Source organism: Propionivibrio sp. (genome assembly GCF_047602565.1).
Taxonomy (GTDB): Bacteria; Pseudomonadota; Gammaproteobacteria; order Burkholderiales; family Rhodocyclaceae; genus Propionivibrio.
Genome location: NZ_JASGGX010000001.1, coordinates 2,436,356 through 2,455,426, shown reverse-complemented (window position 1 = coordinate 2,455,426; position 19,071 = coordinate 2,436,356). Strand labels below are relative to the sequence as shown.

The following is a 19,071-nucleotide window of genomic DNA, read 5'->3' as shown; positions in this document are numbered from 1 at the left end:
TCCTCGAAATCGCGTCATTCGTATCCGTCGGCGAGGATGCGCCGCCACGCCTCCTCCCAGCGCGACAGGCGGCCGATCCCGGCGGCCGCCGGCACCGCGCCCTTGCCGGACACGCCGGCGAAAATCCCGTCGCTGTTGAAACTGAACACCGGCTGCAGGTCCGGGCGCCGCGCGGCCGGCCGGATCGTCCCGTCCAGATTGTCCAGGATCAGCGGCTCGGCGTCCGGCGCCGCGTAGTAGGCGAGCACCATGTGCGCCTGCACCACCGGCCCGCCCGGCGCGTCGAGGCGCGCCTTGGCGTAGATCAGGCGCAGTTTGCCGCTGGCCACGCCGGCCATGCGCAGCGAAACGTACTTGATGATGGCGAAATCCTCGCAGTCGCCCCGGCCCTGGCCGATCGTTTCCAGCGGCGTGGCCCAGTAGTCGCTCTGCTGCCAGACGGTGATGTCGTTTTCGAAGACGATGCGGCGGTTGATGAAGTCGTTGACCCGTGCGAGCCGCGCCTCCTCGCGCAGCGCGCCGGCCGCGGCGATCATCGCCAGCCACTCGTCCAGCAGCGGCACGCGGGACGGGCCGAAGCGGGCGGCCAGCTGCTCGCGCAGCACGGCGGGATCGCGCCGCGCCTGGGCGACCAGCGCCGTCGCCGCGAGGCACAGGGAGAGCAGCGCCGCCAGCCCGTACCGCAGCACCGGACTCCCGTTCAGGCCGTGCCGGCGCGACGGCGGATAGTCGAAAGGCATGGGATGCCGCGATGTCGGAATGTTTGACTGTAAATTAATGTGCCCGATGTGTACTGCGTCACAGACGGCCTGCTGCCGGCAAGTATAATCCCGCCTTTCCGAACGGGTCGTTCACAAAGTATACGTAGGGAGATGAACATGCAGAAAGTGGCGGTCGTACATGCGTTTGTCGTGCTGGCCTCGCTGCTGGCGGGTACTGCCGTCGCGCAGTCCGTGCCCGCCGGCCAGGCGCCGCAGAATTTCACGCTGAAGGACGCGGCCCAGGCGGCCGTGCTCAAGAATCCCGACGTGCAGGCGCGCTGGCACGCCTTCCAGGAGGCCGACCAGGAAATCGGCGTGGCGCGCGGCGGCTTCTTCCCCCGGGTCAACTTCTCGGCCGGCGTCGGGCGCGAGAAGACGGTCCAGAAAAAGGTCGGCATCGACGATTCCTACCACGGCAACGAACGGACGCTGTCGCTGCGCCAGATGCTCTTCGACGGCTTCGCCACCTCCAGCGAGGTCAAGCGCCTGGGCAAGGCCAAGCTGGTGCGCTATTTCGAACTGCTGGACGCCTCCGAGAACGTCGCGCTCGAAGCCGCGCGCGCCTGGCTCGACGTCGTCCGCTACCGCGAGCAGGTCAAGCTGGCCGAGGACAACTATCTGCAGCACTACGCCGCGCACGAGCAGCTGAAGCGCCGCGCGGCCTCCGGCGTCGGCAAGCGGGTCAACGTCGACCAGGCGGCCAGCCGCCTGGCCCTGGCCGACGTCAACCTGACCACGGCCTACGCCAACCTGCACGACGTCACCGCCCGCTACCTGCGCATCGTCGGCGAGAACCCGCCCGTGGAAATGGGCATGCCGGAACGCCTGACCCGCGCCTTCCCGGCGAAGATGGACGCCGCGCTGGCGACCGCCCTGCAGCAGAACCCGGCGCTGCGCGCGAGCATCGAGAACATCGAGGCGTCGCAATACGACCTCGAAGCGCGCCGCGCGGCCTTCATGCCGCGCGTGGACCTCGTCGCCCGGCGCGACGACTACAGCAACTACGAGGACGGCGGCTCGCGCGACGACAGCCGCGTCGAACTGCGGCTCAACTACAACCTGTTCAACGGCGGCTCCGACCTGGCGCGCAACCGGCAGTTCCGCGAGCGCAAGCACATCGCCCTGGACCAGCGCGAGAAGGCCTGCCGCGACGTGCGCCAGACCCTGTCCATCGCCTACAACGACACGCTGCGCCTGAACGACCAGCTCACCTATCTGGCGACGCAGGTCGACCTGGTGGAGAAGACCCGGGCGGCCTACCGCGACCAGTTCAACATCGGCCAGCGCACGCTGCTCGACCTGCTGAACACCCAGAACGAATACTTCGACGCGCGCCGCGCCAAGGTCAACGCCGACGCCGACCTGTCGCTGGCCTACCTGCGCAGCTACGCCGGCATGGGGCGCCTGCTGGAGGCGCTCGAACTGAAGCCCGTCGAACTCCAGGACGCGCCGGCGGCCGGCGATTTCGCGGCGATCGATGCGGAACAGATGTGCCCGCCGCTGCAGCCCGCCGACGCGGTGCTCGACCGCGAGGCGCTGGCCAGGAAGGCCCGGGAACTGTCCGACAGCGCGAGCGGCTTCGTCGGCGGCAAGCGCTGACCCGGCGGGCCGCCGGGGCCCCTCCCGGCATCACTCCCCGAGATAGGCTTCCCGCACCCTGGGATCGGCGAGCAGCCTGGCGGCCTCGCCGGTCAGGACGATCTCGCCGCTTTCCATGACGTAGCCGCGCTGGCTGGCTTCGAGCGCGAGCCTGGCGTTCTGTTCGACGAGCAGCACGGTCATGCCCTCTTTGGCCACCGTGCGCACCACCTCGAAGATCTTCTGCACCATCAGCGGCGCCAGTCCCATCGAAGGTTCGTCGAGCAGCAGCAGCCGCGGCCGGCTCATCAGCGCGCGGCCCACGGCCAGCATCTGCTGCTCGCCGCCGGACAAGGTGCCGGCGAGCTGCCGGGCGCGTTCCCGCAGCCGGGGAAAGAGCGAGAAAACGTGGTCCATGTCGGCCTGGATGCCGGCGCCGTCGGTCCGGCTGTAGGCGCCCATCAGCAGGTTCTCGACCACGCTCATGCGCGGGAAGACGCCGCGCCCCTCCGGCACCAGGGCGATGCCCTCGGCGACGAGCCGGTGCGGCGGCAGCGCGGAAATCTCCCGGCCGCGATAGCGCACGCTGCCGCCGGCGGCATTGAGCAGGCGCGACACGGCCTTGAGCGTGCTGGTCTTGCCGGCGCCGTTGGCGCCGATCAGCGCCACCATCTCGCCTTCGTCGACGTGGAAGCTGACGCCCCGCACGGCCTGGATGCCGCCGTAGGCGATGCGGAGCCCGTCGACCTCAAGCAACGCCGCCTCCCAGGTACGCTTCGATGACTTTGGGATTCCTCTGCACGACCGCCGGGACGTCCTCGCAGATCTTGCTGCCGTAGTCGAGCACCGCGACGCGGTCGCACAGGCCCATCACCAGCTTGACGTCGTGTTCGATGAGCAGCACGGTGACGCCGTCGCCGCGGATGCCTTCGATCAGCCGGCGCAGCCCCGCGGTTTCCGTGCCGTTCATGCCCGCCGCCGGCTCGTCGAGCGCCAGCAGCTTCGGTTCGGTGGCCAGCGCGCGGGCGATTTCGAGCCGCCGCTGGTCGCCGTAGGAGAGGTGTTTGGCCAGGTCGCCGGCCCGGTGGTCGACGCCGACGTAGCGCAGCAGCTCGCCGGCGCGCCGGCGGATGGCCGCTTCCTCGGCGCGCGTCCGGGCCGTGCGCAGCACGCCGCCGAAGACGCCGGCGCGGGTGCGCGCGTGGCGTCCGACCATCACATTCTCCAGCGCCGTCATGTTGGCGAACAGGCGGATGTTCTGGAAGGTGCGGGCGATGCCGCGCTGCGTCGCCACGTGCGGCGCGCTGGCCTGCAGCTTGCCGCCCTCGAACAGCAGCTCGCCGCCGTCCGGCCGGTAGAGCCCGGTCAGCACGTTGAAGAAGGTGGTCTTGCCCGCGCCGTTGGGGCCGATCAGCCCGTAGATCTCGCCCGCGCGGATGGTCAGCGAGACGCCGCTCAGGGCCTTGACGCCGCCGAAATGCTTGCAGACGGCGTTGGCGATCAGGAGCGCCGGCCTCACTCGCCCTCCTTGAGCACGTCGGTCGCCGCATCGCCCTTGAACTCGCGCCGGCGGATCGGCGATGGCCACAGGCCGGCCGGGCGGTAGAGCATGACGGCCACCAGCGCCAGGCCAAAGAGCAGCATGCGCAGCGCCTCCGGATCGAGCACGATCTTGCCGAACAGCGCCTGCTGGAGCGGGCCGGCGCTGTGCCGGAAGAACTCCGGCAGCACGGTGAGCAGGATGCCGCCGAGAATCACGCCGGGGATGTGCCCCATGCCGCCGAGCACGACCATGCACAGCACCATCACCGATTCCATCAGGTTGAACGACTCGGGGCTGACGAAGCCCTGGAAGCCGGCGAACAGGCCGCCGGCGACGCCGCCGAAGCTGGCGCCCATGGTGAAGGCCAGCAGCTTGACGTTGCGCGTGTCGATGCCGCAGGCCTTGGCCGCGATCTCGTCCTCGCGGATGGCCACCCAGGCGCGCCCGATGCGCGAATCCTCCAGACGGATGGTGACGAAGATGATCAGCAGGGCCAGCGCCAGGAACAGGTAGTAGTAGGCGTGCAGCGACGGCACGGTGACGCCGAGCACGGAAAGCGGCCTGGACAGCGCGACCCCGCCGAGATGGATCGGGTCGATGCCGGAAATGCCCTGCGGCCCGTTGGTGATGTTGACCGGCGCGTTGAGATTGTTCATGAAGATGCGCACGATCTCGCCGAAACCGAGGGTGACGATGGCCAGGTAGTCGCCGCGCAGGCGCAGCGTCGGCGCGCCGAGCAGGGCGCCGGCCGCGCCGGCCAGCACCGCGCCCGCCGGGATGATGATCCAGACCGGCAGGTGCAGCCCGAAGTGCGGGCTGGCGAGCAGCGCGTAGAGATAGGCGCCGACCGCGTAGAAGGCGATGTAGCCCATGTCCAGCAGGCCGGCGAAGCCGACCACGATGTTCAGGCCGAGCGCCAGCATGATGTAGAGCAGGGCGAAGTCGAGGATGCGCAGCCAGGAATTGCCCAGCGCGCTGCCGACGACGAACGGGGCGGCCGCCAGCAGGATGCCGAGGCCGGCGGTGGCGGCCAGCGCGGCGCGCCGGCTGCGGCGGTGGGACGAGGCGTCCGGCGCCGTCATGCCCGCTCCGCCACGCGCTCGCCGATCAGCCCAGACGGGCGGAAGACCAGCACGCCGATCAGCACGAAGAAGGCGAAGATGTCCTGGTAGTGACTGCCCAGAAAGCCGCCGGTCAGGTCGCCGATGTAGCCGGCGCCGAGCGCCTCGATGATGCCGAGCAGGATGCCGCCGAGCATCGCGCCGGCGAGGTTGCCGATGCCGCCCAGCACGGCGGCGGTGAAGGCCTTGAGGCCGAGCATGAAGCCCATGTAGTAGTGCGCGATCGAATAGTTGGCGCTGACCATCAGCCCGGCGACCGCGGCCAGCGCCGAGCCGATGACGAAGGTGGCCGAGATCACCTGGTTGATGTTGACCCCCATCAGCTGGGCGATCGGCGGGTTCTCCGAGGTGGCGCGCATGGCCCGGCCCAGGCGGGTGCGCTGCACCAGCAGGGTCAGCCCGGCCATCATCAGCGCGGCGACGGCGATGATGGCGATCTGCAGGCTGGTGATCGTGGCGCCGAGGATCTCGTGCGCGGACGCGGGGAGCACCGGCGGAAAGGCGTGGTAGCTGCGGCCCCACACCAGCATCGCCACGTGCTGCAGGATGATCGACACGCCGATCGCCGTGATCAGCGGCGCCAGCTTGGGCGCGCGGCGCAGCGGGCGGTAGGCGATGCGCTCGATGGCGAAGCCGACGGCCATGCATACGGCGGCCGCGGCGGCCAGCGCCAGCGGCACGGAAAGCAGCGCCGGCAGGCCGGACAGCGCCCTGAGGGTGAACAGCGCGACCATCGCCCCGATCATCACCACTTCGCCGTGCGCGAAGTTGATCAGGCCCATGATGCCGTACACCATCGTGTAGCCGAGCGCGACGAGCGCGTAGATGCTGCCGAGCACCAGGCCGTTGATGATCTGCTGGATGAAGATGTCCATCGGGTCGAATGAACGGAAATGAGCGCAAGGCGGAGCGGGCGGCCGGACGGCGTCCGCCGGCCGCGTTCGTCCGGGACGAACCCCGGCATCCCGCCGGGGCCGCCCGGGCGACCGTTTGCTCCGGTCTTACTTCTTCTCGACGGCGGCCTTGGTGGCCTCGGCGGCGTCCTTGACGGCTTCGGCCGCCGCCTTGACGCCTTCCTTGGCAGCGTCCTTGGCGGCCTCGCCGGTGGCCACGGCCGCTTCCTTGACCGAAGCCGCCGCATCCTTCACCGCCGCCTTGACCTCGGCGGCGCCCGGCGTTCCGCCACCGACCGTCTCGCGGTACTCCCACTTGCCGTCCTTGACCTCGTACAGCGAAATGGCGCCGCCTTTCAGATCACCCTTTTCGTCGAACTGGATACGGGCGGTCACGCCCTGGTAGTCGGTCTTGCCGATTTCCGGCAGGTACTTCGCCGGCTCGACCGAGTTGGCGCGCTTCATGGCGTCGACCATGACCATCGCCGCGTCATAGACGTAAGGCGCATAGAGCTGGATCTGGCCGTACTTCGCGGTGAACGCGTCGCCGAAGGCCTTGCCGCCCGGCATCTGGTCGAGCGGCACGCCGGGCAGCGAGCAGTACTGCCCCTCGCTGGCCGGGCCGGCCAGCTTGATGTACTCCGGCGTGCAGCCGCCGTCGCCGGTCAGGAACCTGGACTTGATGCCGAGCGACTTCATCTGCTTGGTCATCGGGCCACCCTGGGCGTCCATGCCGCCGTAGAAGATGACGTCGGGCCGCTTCGACTTGATCTTGGTCAGGATGGCCGCGAAATCGGTCGCCTTGTCGTTGGTGAACTCGCGCGCGACCACCTTGGCGCCGGCCGCGGTCACGCCCTTCTCGAACTCGTCGGCCAGCCCCTGGCCGTAGGCCGTGCGGTCGTCGATGATGGCCACGGTCTTGCCGGCCATCTGCCGGGCGGCGTATTCGCCGAGCACCTTGCCCTGCTGGACGTCGTTGGCCATCACCCGGAACGTGGTGGAAAAGCCCTGCTGGGTGTATTTCGGATTGGTCGCCGAGCCGGAAATCTGCGGGATGCCCGCGTCGGAATAGATCTTCGAGGCCGGGATGGTGGTGCCGGAATTGAGGTGGCCGACGACGCCGTAGACCTTCGCGTCGACCAGCTTCTGCGCGACGATGGTGCCCTGCTTCGGGTCGGCCTGGTCGTCCTCCGCGACCAGTTCCAGAGTGACCTTGGCGCCGCCGATTTCCAGCCCCTTGGCGTTCAGTTCGTCGACCGCCATGCGCGCGCCGTTTTCGTTGTCCTTGCCCAGGTGCGCCTGCGGCCCGGTCAACGGGGCGACATGGCCGATCTTCACGGTGATTTCCGGCGTCGGGGCCGGCGTCGGCGCGGCGGCCGGCGCGGGTGCCGGCGCCGCCGCCTTGGGTTCTTCCTTCTGGCTGCAGCCGATCACCGCCAGCGCGGCGGCGACGGCGAAAGTGACGCTGGAGATGCGTGGGGTAAGCATGTCGGTTCCTCCGGAAACGATGTGAATGACGGGGATTCGTGCATCGATGCCTGCCGCCGGCGAAGAAAAGGCGCGACGAGGCTTGCCCTGGGTCTAGCATTGTTCATGCCAACGGCCATCCGGCACGGCAATGCCCCGGGGGTTTCGGAACGGCGGGACACGGCGCGGCACGGCGGGGAAGCGGCGTCGCGCCCGCGCGCCGGAGCAGCGCGGGAACGCCCTTTAATGGACGTTCCTGCGCGCGCAATGCACTGAAATGGGGTACCGCGTCAGTCCCGTATCGTCTGCTCGAATTCCTTCTCCATCGCCGCCATCTGCGCCTCCACCCGGCGGTGGCCGCGTATCGACAGCGCCAGCGAGGTGGCCGGAACGAGTACAATCGGCGGCTATTCGTGCCAAGACTGGGCAAAGGGCAATGGCTGGAAACCTGTTTATCGTGGCGGCGCCTTCCGGCGCGGGCAAGACGACCCTGGTTCGCCTCCTGCTGGAGAACGATCCGCAGATCGGAGTGTCAATCTCACACACGACGCGGTTGCCGCGCCCCGGCGAGGAAAACGGCCGCGAATACCACTTCGTCGACGTGCCCGCCTTCCTGGAAAAGATCGGCCGGAACGAGTTCTTGGAGTGGGCGGAGGTGCACGGCAACTACTACGGCACCTCGAAGCGGTGGATCGAAGCGGAAATGGCCGCGGGCCGGGACGTGCTGCTGGAGATCGACTGGCAGGGCGCGCAGCAGGTGCGCAAGGCGTTTCCGCAGGCGATAGGCGTCTTCGTCCTGCCGCCCTCGATGGCGATCCTGCAGGCCCGCCTGTCCGGGCGGGGCACCGATCCGGCGGATGTGATCGCGCGCCGGATCGCCGCGGCGCGGGACGAGATGCGGCATGTGGATGAGTTTGACTATGTTATCATCAACGACGGCCTGCAGCAGGCGGCCGGCGACCTCCAGGCGATCGTCGGGGCCGCGCGGCTGCGCTACGCAAACCAGCGGCAGCGGCACGCCTCGCTGTTCGCATCACTGCTCTGAATAGGACGACCATGGCACGAGTTACCGTAAACGATTGTCTGCAATGCATTCCCAACCGCTTCCAGATGACCCTGGCGGCCACCTACCGCGCCCGCCAGATCACCGCCGGCGCCTCGCCGATGGTCGAGGCCAACCGCGACAAACCGACGGTGATCGCCCTGCGCGAACTGGCGCAGGAGATGTACGGCCTGGAAGTGCTCAATCGCGGCCACGCCTGACGTTCCGGAAAGGCTGCGTGGTGACCGATCGTGAATTACAGCGCCCCGGCCGATTTTTCCCATCCCAAGGACGATTCCGGTCCTCCGCCAGCGGAGCGGCCGGTCGTCGCGTATGAATACGAGGACCCGGCCTACCGGGTCTTCATCGACACCCTAAGCTACCTCAAGCCCGAAGAGATCGAACTGGTCTGCGCCGCCTACCGCTTCGGCGACGAGGCGCACCAGGGGCAGACGCGCCTGTCGGGCGAACCCTACATCACGCATCCGCTCGCCGTGGCTGGCGCCCTGGCCGAATGGCGCATGGACGCGCAGGCCATCGTCGCCGCGCTGCTGCATGACGTGATGGAGGACACGGCGGTCAGCAAGGCGCAGATCACCGAGCGCTTCGGCAAGCAGGTCGCCGACCTGGTCAACGGGCTGTCCAAGCTGGACAAGATCGAGTTCCAGTCCTACCAGGACGCGCAGGCCGAGAACTTCCGCAAGATGCTGATGGCCATGGCGCGCGATCTGCGCATCGTGCTGATCAAGCTGGCCGACCGCCGCCACAATCTGCAGACGATGGCGCCGATCCGCCCGGAAAAGCGCCGGCGGATCGCCCACGAGACGCTGGAGATCTACGCGCCGATCGCCACCCGGCTGGGGCTCAACAACATTTCCCGGCAACTGCAGGATTTGTCGTTCAGGCACATCCATCCGATGCGCTTCCGGGTGCTGTCCAAGGCGGTCAAGGCGGCGCGCGGCAATCGCCGCGAACTGCTGACCAAGATCCTCGAAGGCATCCACGGCAAGCTGGCCGAGGCGCACATCGAGGCCGGCGTGTTCGGCCGCGAAAAGAGCCTGTATTCGATCTACCGCAAGATGGTCGACAAGCATCTGAGTTTCTCGCAGGTGCTCGACATCTACGGCTTCCGCATCATCGTCAAGGACATCGCCACCTGCTACCTGGCGCTGGGCGCGCTGCATTCGCGCTTCAAGCCGGTGCCGGGGAAGTTCAAGGATTACATCGCGATTCCCAAGGTCAACGGCTACCAGTCGCTGCACACCACGCTGATCGGCCCGTACGGCACGCCGATCGAGATCCAGATCCGCACGCAGGCGATGCACCATCTGGCCGAGGAGGGCATCGCCTCGCACTGGCTGTACAAGGACAGCGAGGAGAGCGGCGCCGACCTGCAGAACAAGATGCACACCTGGCTGCAGTCGCTACTCGAACTGCAGAGCGCGACGGGCGATTCGTCCGAGTTCCTGGAGCACGTCAAGGTCGACCTGTTTCCCGACGAGGTGTACGTGTTCACGCCCAAAGGCAAGATCCTGGCGCTGCCGCGCGGCGCCACGGTCATCGACTTCGCCTACGCGGTGCACACCGACATCGGCCACCGCTGCGTCGCCGCGCGCATCGACCACGAACTGATCCCGCTGTCCGCCGAGCTGACCAATGGCAACCAGGTCGAGATCATCACGGCGCCCTACGCCAACCCGAACCCGGCCTGGCTCGGCTACGTCAAGACCAGCCGCGCACGCAGCCGCATCCGCCAGTTCCTGCGCGGCATCCAGCAGGACAGCGCGACGTCGCTGGGCGAGAAGATGCTCGGCCAGGAACTGCAGGCGCTCGGCGTGACGCCCGCCGAAGTGCCGGCGGCGGTGTGGGAGCGCGTGATCCACGAATCCGGCGGCAAGACCCGGCGGGACCTCTATTCGGACGTGGGCATGGGGCGCAGCCTCGCCGCGGTCGTCGCGCACCGCCTCACCGAGCACGGCGAAGTGCCCCAGCATCCGACCAAGGCGGCCGCGCCGCTGCTCATCCGCGGGACCGAGGGCGTGGCCATCCAGCTGGCGCCGTGCTGCCAGCCGATCCCTGGCGATCCGATCATCGGGCTCCTGCGCAAGGACCAGGGCCTGCGCATCCACACCCACGCTTGCCCGGCGGTGCGCACCGCGCACAGCACCGAGCCGCAGAACTGGATACACGTGGAATGGGAACCGGCTCCCGGCCAGTTCTTCGACGTGCGCATCAAGGTGACGGCCAAGAACGTGCTCGGCGTGCTCGGCCGCATCGCCACCAGCATCGCCGAATCGGGCGTCAACATCGATTATGTGGCCATGGACCGGAAGAAGCCGGGGCTGTTCACCGACATCCATTTCCTGGTCCAGGTCTCGGGGCGCACGCATCTGGCCTCGCTGATGCGCAGCCTGCGGCGCATCCCCGACGTCGTGCGCATCGTGCGTGAACAGGAGTCGTCTTGAAAGTGTTGATCCTTGGCGCCGGCGTGGTCGGCGTCAGCAGTGCCTGGTATCTCTCCAAAGCAGGGCATCACGTGACCGTCGTCGACCGGCAGCCCGACGCGGGCCTGGAAACGAGTTTCGCCAACGGCGGCCAGATCTCGGTGTCCCACGCCGAGCCGTGGTCCAACCCGCACGCGCCGCTGCGCGCCCTGTCCTGGATGGGGCGCGAGGATGCGCCGCTGCTCTTCCGCCTGCGTCCGGACCCGGCGCTGTTCGACTGGAGCTGGCGCTTCCTGCGCGAATGCACGCCGGGACGCACGCGCGACAACATCCGCGACATCGTGCGCCTCGCCCTGTACAGCCGCGACGAGCTGGGCCGCCTGCGCGAGGAGACGGGCATCCGCTACGACCATCTGGTGCGCGGCATCCTGCACGTCTATACCGATGCCCGGGAATTCGAGGCGGCGATCGGGGCGGCGAAGGTGATGCGCGAATTCGGCTGTGAGCGCTACCCGGTCGACGCCGACCAGTGCGTCGAGATCGAACCGGCGCTGCGCGCCTCGCGCCCGATCCTGGTCGGCGGCGACTACACCGCCGCCGACGAGTCGGGCGACGCCCGGGTGTTCACCCAGAACCTCGCCGGCTTGTGCCGCGCGCGTGGCGTCGATTTCCGTTTCGACACGACGGTCGAGCGGCTGCTGGCGTCGGCCGGGCGTATCGACGGCGTCGCCGTGCGCTCCCCGGCGGGCGGCGAGACGCTGCGCGCCGACGCCTACGTCGTCGCGCTCGGCAGCTACAGCCCGTTCCTGCTGCGGCCGCTCGGCGTGCGCCTGCCGGTGTATCCGGCCAAGGGCTATTCGGCGACGATTCCGCTCTCCGCCGACAGCGTCGCGCCGACCGTGGCCATGACCGACGACGGCCGCAAGATCGTCTTCTCCCGGCTGGGCCAGCGTCTGCGCGTCGCCGGCACCGCCGAATTCAACGGCTACAACACCCAGCTCAACGAGGTGCGCTGCCGGGCGCTGATCACGCGCACACACCAGTTGTTTCCCGAACTGCGCCCGGCCGGCGAACCGGAATTCTGGTGCGGCCTGCGCCCGGCGACGCCGTCGAACGTGCCCTTCATCGGCCCGGCGAAGCTACCCAACCTGTATCTCAACACCGGCCACGGCACGCTCGGCTGGACCATGGCCTGCGGCTCGGGCCGGGTGCTCGCCGACCTCGTCAGCGGCCGGCAGCCGGCAGTCGCCCTGCGGGGTTTCTGAGCGAAGGCGCCGCGCGCGTGCTGGTCGATACCCACTGCCATCTCGACGCGGCGGAATTCGCCGGGGACCGCGATGCGGTGATGGCGGCGGCGAGGGCGGCCGGGGTCGCGGCGATCGTCGTGCCGGCGGTGGCGCCGGGGAATTTCGCCGCCGTGCGCGCCTGCTGCGAACGCCAAGCCGGCTGCCATCCGGCGTACGGCACGCACCCGCTCTTCCTGGGGGCGCTCGACGAAACGGCGCTCGACGCCCTGCGGGCCTGCCTGGAAAGGGAGCTGGCCGGATCGCATCCGCCGGTCGCGGTCGGCGAGATCGGCCTGGATTTCTACGTGCCGGGGTTCGACGCGGCGCGGCAGGAGCGGTTCTTCATCGAGCAGTTGAAGATTGCCCGCGATTTCGGCCTGCCCGTCCTGCTGCACGTGCGCCGGTCGGTAAACGCCGTGCTCAAGTGCCTGCGCCGGACCGGCGTGCGCGGCGGCATCGCCCACGCCTTCAACGGCAGCCGCCAGCAGGCCGACGCCTTCCTGGACCTCGGCTTCCGGCTCGGCTTCGGCGGCGCGATGACCTTTCCGCGCGCCACGCGCATCCGCGCGCTGGCGGCTGCGCTGCCGCCGGAAGCCATCGTGCTGGAAACCGATGCGCCGGACATCCCGCCGGTCTGGCTCGCCGGCGGCCGCAACGCGCCTGCCGAGCTGCCGCGCATCGCCGGCGTGCTCGCCGACTTGCGCGGCGTCGAGCGCGCCGAAGTGGAGCGTTTCACCACTGGCAACGCCGTTTCCCTGCTGCGCCTGCCGATGGCGGACGCCAACGCGGAGACCCGCTGAGCGCCGTCCGGCGTCCGCATCCGGCCGAAAATGCCTCTGCGGGCGAGCCGTATGGGACCGCGCGAACGCCCGCAAAGTTGCCGCCCTGTGGAAAAAACGCCATAATTTCGCCCGTTTCAGGCATCAAGCGCCGCCGGCACCTTTCCGGCGGAGTCAATTGCCCGGGTCGTGGCAAAGTTCGCGTTGAGCGAGAAAGGATTGGGCGTGGAAATCTATAAGGCAGATGTAGTTATCGTGGGGGGGGGCGGAGCCGGTCTGCGTGCAGCCATCGCAGTCGCCGAATCCGATCCATCGCTGAAGATCGCGTTGGTCTCGAAGGTCTATCCGATGCGCAGCCATACCGTGGCGGCCGAAGGCGGCGCGGCGGGCGTCAAGCGTCCCGACGACAGCTTCGACTATCACTTCCACGACACTGTCGGCGGCGGCGACTGGCTGTGCGAGCAGGACGTCGTCGAGTACTTCGTCCACCAGGCGCCGATCGAGCTGACCCGCCTCGAACACTGGGGCTGCCCGTGGAGCCGCACGGCCGATGGCCACGTCAACGTGCGCCCGTTCGGCGGCATGAAGATCCAGCGCACCTGGTTCGCGGCCGACAAGTCCGGCTTCCACATCCTGCACACGCTGTTCCAGACGTCGATCAAGTATCCGTCGATCAAGCGCTTCGACGAGTATTTCTGCGTCGACCTGCTCGAAGAGGACGGCCGCTGCCAGGGCGTCGTGGCCATCGAGATGGCCACCGGCGAATTCACCATGATCGAAGGCAAGTCGGTCATCCTCGCCACCGGCGGCGCGGGCCGCGTGTTCCGCGAGAGCACGCTGGGCGGCATCGTCACCGGCGACGGCATGGCGCTGGCCTTCCGCCACGGCGTGGCGCTGCGCGACATGGAGTTCGTGCAGTACCACCCGACCTGCATGCCGATCACCGGCCTGCTATTCACCGAAGCCTGCCGCGGCGAAGGCGGCTACCTGGTCAACAAGGACGGCTACCGCTACCTGCAGGACTACGGCCTCGGCCCGCTGCAGGACAAGCCGAAGAACAAGTACATGGAGCTCGGCCCGCGCGACCGCCTCAGCCAGGCATTCTGGTACGAGCAGCAGAAGGGCCGCACCATCGAGCATCCGGTGCTCGGCTCGGTCGTGCACCTCGACCTGCGCCACCTCGGCGAAGCCTACCTGCACGAGCGCCTGCCGCTGATCTACGAAATGGCCGAGACCTTCATGGGCATCGACCCGGCCAAGGAACCGATCCCGGTGCGTCCGGGCGTGCACTACACGATGGGCGGCGTCCGGGTCAACGGCAACTGCGAGACCTCGCTGCCGGGCCTGTACGCCATCGGTGAATGCGCCAGCGTCGGCATCCACGGCGCCAACCGCCTGGGCTCGAACTCGCTGACCGAGCTGCTGGTCTTCGGCAAGAAGGCCGGCGACGAAGCGGCGGCCCGCGCCAAGTCCATGGCACCGGGCAATTCCGCCAGCCTGCTCAAGCAGGCGCAGGCGGCCGAACAGCGCGTCATGGCGCTGAAGACCAAGACCGGCGGCACGGAACGCATGTCGACGATCCGCAAGGAAATGGTCAAGACCATGGAAGACGGCTGCGGCATCTACCGCGTCGAGGAAACGATGCAGGCGACCTGCGACAAGCTGGGCGAACTGCGCGAGCGCTTCAAGAACATCAACCTCGACGACAAGAGCAGCGTGTGGAACACCGACTGGCTGTACGCCATCGAGCTCGACTACCAGCTCGACGTGGCGCAGTCGATGGCGCATTCGGCGGTCAACCGCAAGGAATCGCGCGGCGCCCACCAGCGCCTGGACGGCCCGGACGGCGCCTACACCCAGCGCGACGACGTCAACTTCCTGAAGCATTCGGATGCCTACTACGTGCCGGGCAGCGCGCCGCGCATCGACTACGGCGACGTGAAGATCACCAAGTCCCCCCCGGCCGCCCGCGTCTACGGCGCCGCCGGCGAAAAAGCAGACCAGGAAAGGAAAGAATCCCATGTCTGAGCAAAAAGTCATTGAAATCGAGGTGTTGCGCTACCTTCCGGAATCGGATCAGGCGCCGCACTCGGAGGTTTACAAGGTGCCCTTCACCGACGACATGTCGGTGCTGCAGGGCGCGCAGTACATCAAGGACAACTTCGACGGTTCGCTGACCTTCCGCTGGTCCTGCCGGATGGCCATCTGCGGCAGCTGCGGCATGATGATCAACGGCATCCCGAAGCTCTCCTGCGAGACCTTCATCCGCGACTACTACCCGAACCGCATCACCGTCGAGGCGCTGGCCAATTTCCCGATCGAGAAGGACCTGGTCGTCGATCTCTCGGGCTTCATCGAGAAGCTGGAAGCGATCCAGCCGTACATCATCCCGAAGGAGCCGCGCACCGTCGAGCAGGGCGAGTACATCCAGTCGCCCGAGCAGTTCGCGCAGTACATCCAGTTCACTTCCTGCATCAACTGCACGCTGTGCTACGCGGCCTGCCCGCAGTTCGGCCTCAACCCCGACTTCATCGGTCCGGGCGCCATGGCCCTGCTGCACCGCTACAACATGGACTCGCGCGACGGCGGCCAGGCGCAGCGGATGGAACTGGTCGCTTCCGAGGAAGGCGTCTACAACTGCAGCGCCGTCGGCTACTGTTCGGAAGTGTGTCCGAAGCACGTCGATCCGGGCAACGCGGTGAACGTCAATAAAATCAATGCAGCGAAGGATTACTTCCTGCGCTTCCTGTCGCCGAAAGGGGGTGCCAAGTGAGCAAGCGTCGTCCTTATGTCCGTTCGATGGACGGATGGTGGAAGAAGAATCCCTTCTACGTCGAGTACATGGTTCACGAGGGCACCGCGCTCTTCGTCGCCGCCTACGCCATCACCCTGCTCGTCGGCCTGGTTCGTCTGGGCCAGGGCGAGGCCATGTGGAACGGCTGGCTGGAAGCCATGAAGAGCCCGCTGGCGATCGTTTTCCATCTGGCCCTGCTGGTGGCCATCGCCTACCACGCCTTCACCTGGTTCAAGCTCTTCCCGCTGACCATGCCGCCGATCGTGCTTAACGGCAAGAAGGTGGAACCCTGCGTCGTCGTCGGCTCCGGCTGGACGGCGGCCGTCGTCGCGGCGATCGCGCTGCTCGCCATTGTCTGGAGGATTGCCGCATGAAATATCGTAAGCGTTCCAATGCCCCCATCTTCTGGGGCCTGTTCGGCGCCGGCGGCATGATGGCCGCCCTGTTCGGGCCGATGCTGGTGTTCATCACCGGGATCGCCGTGCCGCTTGGCCTGCTGCTGCCGACCGGCACGATGAGCTACCCGAAGATGCTGGCCTTTGCCCAGAACTTCATCGGCAAGGGCTTCATCTTCGTGGTGATCGCGCTCTTCCTGTGGCATGCCGCGCACCGCATCTTCCATTCGCTGCACGAAATCGGCATCCATGGCGGCTTCGTGGCGAAGCTGTGCACCTACGGGATCGCCCTGATCGGCACCGTGATCGCTGCGGCCGTGCTGCTCGGCCTCGGTTTCTGAGCGCAGCAGTTTTTGTAGTTGGGTTTGGGGGGATGTAAGGCGGCAAAGAATCGGTGAAGGCCAGCAAAAACCAAAACCATGGCCTTCACCGCGTCCGCCTTCGGGGAGTCGAATGCGCAAAAGCCAGGAACCATTGGTTCCTGGCTTTTGCTTTTTTGTGGCGTGCGCCCGGCCGCTACAGGGAGGCGCTGCGGTCGCCGGCGGCGAATCCTGCGAGCGCCTGCCCGATGCCCTTGCCGAGCGCCATCACCTTGAACAGCTCGCCCATTTCCGCCGGCGAGACGAGTTTCTGCACGGCCTGCGCCTGCGGCAGGTAGCGCGCGTGATTCTCGTACGGCGTGCGGGCGAGGATGTCCGTGATGCCGCTGTTGAGCAGGAAGGCCGCCTGGGTGGTGTAGCCGAGCAGATCGAGCCCGGCGGCATGCCCGGCTGCGACGATCGCGGTGAAGTTGACGTGGGCGGTGATGTCCTGCAGCCCCGGCAGGAAAAAGGGATCGCCGTGCGCGTGGTGGCGGTAATGGCACATCAGGGTGCCGCCGCTGCGCTGCGGATGATAGAACTCGTGGCGCGGGAATCCGTAGTCGATGAGCAGCAGCGCGCCGCAGCCGAGGATGTTTCCCCACGCCGCCGTCCAGTCGGCGGCCGCCAGCCCGAGCTCGCTGACGTAGGCGGCCGGCGGTCGGTGCTCGGCCGCGATCTCCTGCGCATGTTCGAGCACGCGCCCTTGTGCCGGGCGGTCGTCCCAGGCGAAGGCGTCGTCCCGCCAGGCGACGCCGCGTTCGAGGATCGCCCCGGGCGCCTCCTCGGTGCCCCAGCGCGCCAGGTGCACGGGCATGGCGTCCAGCAGTTCGTTGGCCAGCACCAGCCCGTCGAAGCGTTCCGGCAGACGGTCCAGCCAGTCGACGCGCGGGAGCAGGTGCGGCGCGCGCGTGGCGAGCGTCGCCCGCTGGCGCTCGCGCAGCTCGCCGGACAGGTCGAGGATGCGGTAACTGTCGGGCAGGCTGCCGCGCAGTTCGAGTTCGAGCAGCAGGTCGGCGGCCAGCCGCCCCGATCCCGCGCCGACCTCGATGATCCGCGGCGCGCTGAGCGCCATGATCTGCCGCGCCTGAGCGGCGAGGGTCTGCGCGAAGATCGGGCCCAGTTCGGGCGCGGTGACGAAATCGCCGGCCGCGCCGAACTTGTGGGCGCCGCCCGAGTAATAGCCCAGGCCGGGCGTGTAGAGCGCCAGCTCCATGAAGCGGTCGAAGCCGATCCAGCCGCCGGCCCGTGCGATCTCGTCGCGGATGCGGGCAACCAGCGCGGCGCTGGCGCGCTGCGCGTCGTCGCCGGGGAGCGGCAGGGCGGGCCGGGTCATGGCGCGGCTCCCTGGTGGACATCCAGGCGTACCAGCTCGCCGAAGGCGAACTCCAGCCGGGACCACTCGCGCACGGGCAGGCACCGCCAGTGGCCGACCAGGGCGCGCATGACGCCCGCGTGGGTGACGATGGCGGCGTCGCCGGCGAGCGAGGCGGCGAAGTCGAGCGCGCGCGCCTGCAGCGCGGCGACGGATTCACCGCCGGGCGGGGCGAAGCTGAGGACGTCGGCAGCCCAGGCATCGATTTCCTCGCGCCCGATGGCGTCCCAACGCCGCCCTTCCCAAGCGCCGAAATCGATCTCGCTCAAGCGCGGATCGATGCGCACCGGCGCTTGCGGGGACAACTCCCGCGCCAGCCGCAGCGCGCGCCGCGACGGGCTCGAATACACCGCGATGCCTGCCGGGAGACGCTGCCGCAAGTCCTGCGCGACGGTTTCCGGCGCGTGGCAATCCACGTCGAGGCGGCCGTAGCAGATGCCGGGTTCGACGACCGGCGACGGATGGCGGATCAGGAAAACTTGCACAGCAGGCCGCTGTAGAACGCCACTTCGGCCAGCTGCTGCACGGCGCCCAGGCAGTCGCCGGTATAGCCGCCGAGGCGCCGCTTGAACAGGCGCCACAGCCAGCCGGTCGCGGCGGCGGCGAACAGCAGGGCGGGCAGCGATTGCAGCGGCGAGAGCAGCAGCACCGGCAGCAGCGCCGTGACCGCGGCGAAGACGAGGTCGTTCTTGCCGAGCTTGTCGGTGAACGGCTTGGCCTTGCCGTCGGCGCGCGCGTAGTCGAGCAGGTGGAAGACGCCGGTCGAGCACAGGCGGGACACGGCGTGCCCGGCGATCAGCGCCACCGGCACCAGCAGCATGTCGACCTCGATCAGCGCGAAGAAGCGCACCAGCAGCAGCATGCCCAGGCCGACCGCGCCGAAGCTGCCGATGTTCGAATCGCGCATGATGGCCAGCACCCGGTCCCGATCCCGGCCGCCGCCGAAGCCGTTGACCGTGTCGCTCCAGCCGTCCTCGTGCAGCGCGCCGGTGACCAGCATGGCCGTGGCCATGGCCGCCAGCACGGCGAGCGTCTTCGGCCAGAAGAAGGTGGTGACGGCGAAGGCCAGGCCCGCCAGCGCGCCCACGATCAGGCCGATCGCCGGAAAGTAGCGCATGGCCTTGGCCAGCGCGGGCGCGTCCTGTCCGAGCGTGCCGGGGACGGGCAGCCGGGTGAAGAAGCGGACGGCGCCGAGGAAGGTCTCCAGTTCCGAGCGTGTGGACATCGTTGTCTC

At 68.3% G+C, this 19,071-nt stretch carries 19 protein-coding genes; 10 read left to right on the top strand and 9 right to left on the bottom strand.

Features of this window, described 5'->3' with window-relative positions:
* Positions 1-14: 14 nt before the first annotated feature.
* Entirely contained in the window at positions 15-740 is a 726-nt protein-coding gene (locus tag QM701_RS11520; protein WP_415167202.1) for a transglutaminase-like cysteine peptidase, read from the bottom strand.
* A 138-nt stretch (positions 741-878) separates the two neighbouring features.
* Here QM701_RS11520 and QM701_RS11515 point away from each other — a divergent pair, with 138 nt between their 5' ends.
* Positions 879-2,360, top strand: coding sequence for a TolC family outer membrane protein (locus QM701_RS11515; RefSeq protein ID WP_415167201.1), 1,482 nt, complete (start codon positions 879-881; stop codon positions 2,358-2,360).
* A 30-nt stretch (positions 2,361-2,390) separates the two neighbouring features.
* Here QM701_RS11515 and QM701_RS11510 read toward each other — a convergent pair whose 3' ends face one another.
* The 5 genes from QM701_RS11510 to QM701_RS11490 all read right to left on the bottom strand — a co-directional run bounded on the left by QM701_RS11510 (position 2,391) and on the right by QM701_RS11490 (position 7,384).
* Entirely contained in the window at positions 2,391-3,095 is a 705-nt protein-coding gene (locus QM701_RS11510; protein ID WP_415167200.1) for an ABC transporter ATP-binding protein, read from the bottom strand.
* Positions 3,088-3,858, bottom strand: a complete 771-nt coding sequence (locus QM701_RS11505; protein WP_415167199.1) for an ABC transporter ATP-binding protein — start codon at positions 3,856-3,858, stop codon at positions 3,088-3,090. Before QM701_RS11505 ends, QM701_RS11510 begins: the two co-directional genes overlap by 8 nt.
* Positions 3,855-4,964, bottom strand: coding sequence for an ABC transporter permease subunit (locus QM701_RS11500; protein WP_415167198.1), 1,110 nt, complete (start codon positions 4,962-4,964; stop codon positions 3,855-3,857). The genes QM701_RS11505 and QM701_RS11500 overlap by 4 nt, the downstream gene beginning before the upstream one ends.
* Positions 4,961-5,878 (bottom strand): branched-chain amino acid ABC transporter permease, encoded by a 918-nt coding sequence (locus QM701_RS11495; protein ID WP_415167197.1) that lies wholly within the window; start codon positions 5,876-5,878, stop codon positions 4,961-4,963. Before QM701_RS11495 ends, QM701_RS11500 begins: the two co-directional genes overlap by 4 nt.
* A gap of 126 nt (positions 5,879-6,004) precedes the next feature.
* The gene (locus QM701_RS11490) at positions 6,005-7,384 is read right to left on the bottom strand and encodes a branched-chain amino acid ABC transporter substrate-binding protein (protein ID WP_415167196.1); all 1,380 of its coding nucleotides are present in this window, start codon (positions 7,382-7,384) and stop codon (positions 6,005-6,007) included.
* Between the two features lie 415 nt (positions 7,385-7,799).
* Here QM701_RS11490 and gmk point away from each other — a divergent pair, with 415 nt between their 5' ends.
* The 9 genes from gmk (at position 7,800) to frdD (ending at position 16,444) form a co-directional block, all read left to right on the top strand.
* A complete protein-coding gene (gmk, locus tag QM701_RS11485; protein WP_415167195.1) occupies positions 7,800-8,408 on the top strand; it encodes a guanylate kinase in 609 nt (202 codons plus the stop codon).
* 11 nt (positions 8,409-8,419) lie between these two features.
* Positions 8,420-8,626 (top strand): DNA-directed RNA polymerase subunit omega, encoded by a 207-nt coding sequence (rpoZ, locus tag QM701_RS11480; protein ID WP_415167194.1) that lies wholly within the window; start codon positions 8,420-8,422, stop codon positions 8,624-8,626.
* A 30-nt stretch (positions 8,627-8,656) separates the two neighbouring features.
* Entirely contained in the window at positions 8,657-10,870 is a 2,214-nt protein-coding gene (locus tag QM701_RS11475; RefSeq protein WP_415167193.1) for a RelA/SpoT family protein, read from the top strand.
* Positions 10,867-12,114 carry a D-amino acid dehydrogenase gene (locus QM701_RS11470; RefSeq protein ID WP_415167192.1) on the top strand — a complete coding sequence of 416 codons (1,248 nt, stop codon included), beginning with the start codon at positions 10,867-10,869 and terminating at the stop codon, positions 12,112-12,114. The genes QM701_RS11475 and QM701_RS11470 overlap by 4 nt, the downstream gene beginning before the upstream one ends.
* A 17-nt stretch (positions 12,115-12,131) precedes the next feature.
* Positions 12,132-12,935: a TatD family hydrolase gene (locus QM701_RS11465; protein WP_415167191.1), complete on the top strand. Its 804-nt coding sequence runs from the start codon at positions 12,132-12,134 to the stop codon at positions 12,933-12,935.
* Positions 12,936-13,103: 168 nt separating this feature from the next.
* Positions 13,104-14,942: a fumarate reductase (quinol) flavoprotein subunit gene (gene frdA, locus QM701_RS11460; protein ID WP_415167190.1), complete on the top strand. Its 1,839-nt coding sequence runs from the start codon at positions 13,104-13,106 to the stop codon at positions 14,940-14,942.
* Positions 14,935-15,687 carry a succinate dehydrogenase/fumarate reductase iron-sulfur subunit gene (locus tag QM701_RS11455; RefSeq protein WP_415167189.1) on the top strand — a complete coding sequence of 251 codons (753 nt, stop codon included), beginning with the start codon at positions 14,935-14,937 and terminating at the stop codon, positions 15,685-15,687. The genes frdA and QM701_RS11455 overlap by 8 nt, the downstream gene beginning before the upstream one ends.
* Positions 15,684-16,082 (top strand): fumarate reductase subunit C, encoded by a 399-nt coding sequence (locus QM701_RS11450; protein ID WP_415167188.1) that lies wholly within the window; start codon positions 15,684-15,686, stop codon positions 16,080-16,082. The genes QM701_RS11455 and QM701_RS11450 overlap by 4 nt, the downstream gene beginning before the upstream one ends.
* Positions 16,079-16,444, top strand: coding sequence for a fumarate reductase subunit FrdD (gene frdD, locus QM701_RS11445; RefSeq protein ID WP_415167187.1), 366 nt, complete (start codon positions 16,079-16,081; stop codon positions 16,442-16,444). The genes QM701_RS11450 and frdD overlap by 4 nt, the downstream gene beginning before the upstream one ends.
* 175 nt (positions 16,445-16,619) lie before the next feature.
* On the opposite strand, the gene QM701_RS11440 is transcribed toward frdD, so the two are convergent.
* The 3 genes from QM701_RS11440 to cobS are packed head-to-tail and all read right to left on the bottom strand — an operon-like array spanning position 16,620 to position 19,062.
* Entirely contained in the window at positions 16,620-17,798 is a 1,179-nt protein-coding gene (locus tag QM701_RS11440) for a class I SAM-dependent methyltransferase (protein WP_415167186.1), read from the bottom strand.
* Entirely contained in the window at positions 17,795-18,322 is a 528-nt protein-coding gene (locus QM701_RS11435; protein ID WP_415167185.1) for a histidine phosphatase family protein, read from the bottom strand. The genes QM701_RS11440 and QM701_RS11435 overlap by 4 nt, the downstream gene beginning before the upstream one ends.
* Entirely contained in the window at positions 18,307-19,062 is a 756-nt protein-coding gene (gene cobS / locus QM701_RS11430) for an adenosylcobinamide-GDP ribazoletransferase (RefSeq protein ID WP_415167184.1), read from the bottom strand. The genes QM701_RS11435 and cobS overlap by 16 nt, the downstream gene beginning before the upstream one ends.
* Positions 19,063-19,071: the final 9 nt, after the last annotated feature.

What these genes read in the sequence shown, in the direction of transcription:
- QM701_RS11455 (WP_415167189.1), top strand. Translation starts at nt 14,935, where the DNA reads ATGTCTGAGCAAAAAGTCATTGAAATCGAGGTGTTGCGCTACCTTCCG.
- QM701_RS11495 (WP_415167197.1), bottom strand. Translation starts at nt 5,878, where the DNA reads ATGGACATCTTCATCCAGCAGATCATCAACGGCCTGGTGCTCGGCAGC.
- QM701_RS11520 (WP_415167202.1), bottom strand. Translation starts at nt 740, where the DNA reads ATGCCTTTCGACTATCCGCCGTCGCGCCGGCACGGCCTGAACGGGAGT.
- QM701_RS11515 (WP_415167201.1), top strand. Translation starts at nt 879, where the DNA reads ATGCAGAAAGTGGCGGTCGTACATGCGTTTGTCGTGCTGGCCTCGCTG.
- frdD (WP_415167187.1), top strand. Translation starts at nt 16,079, where the DNA reads ATGAAATATCGTAAGCGTTCCAATGCCCCCATCTTCTGGGGCCTGTTC.
- QM701_RS11440 (WP_415167186.1), bottom strand. Translation starts at nt 17,798, where the DNA reads ATGACCCGGCCCGCCCTGCCGCTCCCCGGCGACGACGCGCAGCGCGCC.
- gmk (WP_415167195.1), top strand. Translation starts at nt 7,800, where the DNA reads ATGGCTGGAAACCTGTTTATCGTGGCGGCGCCTTCCGGCGCGGGCAAG.
- QM701_RS11490 (WP_415167196.1), bottom strand. Translation starts at nt 7,384, where the DNA reads ATGCTTACCCCACGCATCTCCAGCGTCACTTTCGCCGTCGCCGCCGCG.
- rpoZ (WP_415167194.1), top strand. Translation starts at nt 8,420, where the DNA reads ATGGCACGAGTTACCGTAAACGATTGTCTGCAATGCATTCCCAACCGC.
- QM701_RS11500 (WP_415167198.1), bottom strand. Translation starts at nt 4,964, where the DNA reads ATGACGGCGCCGGACGCCTCGTCCCACCGCCGCAGCCGGCGCGCCGCG.
- cobS (WP_415167184.1), bottom strand. Translation starts at nt 19,062, where the DNA reads ATGTCCACACGCTCGGAACTGGAGACCTTCCTCGGCGCCGTCCGCTTC.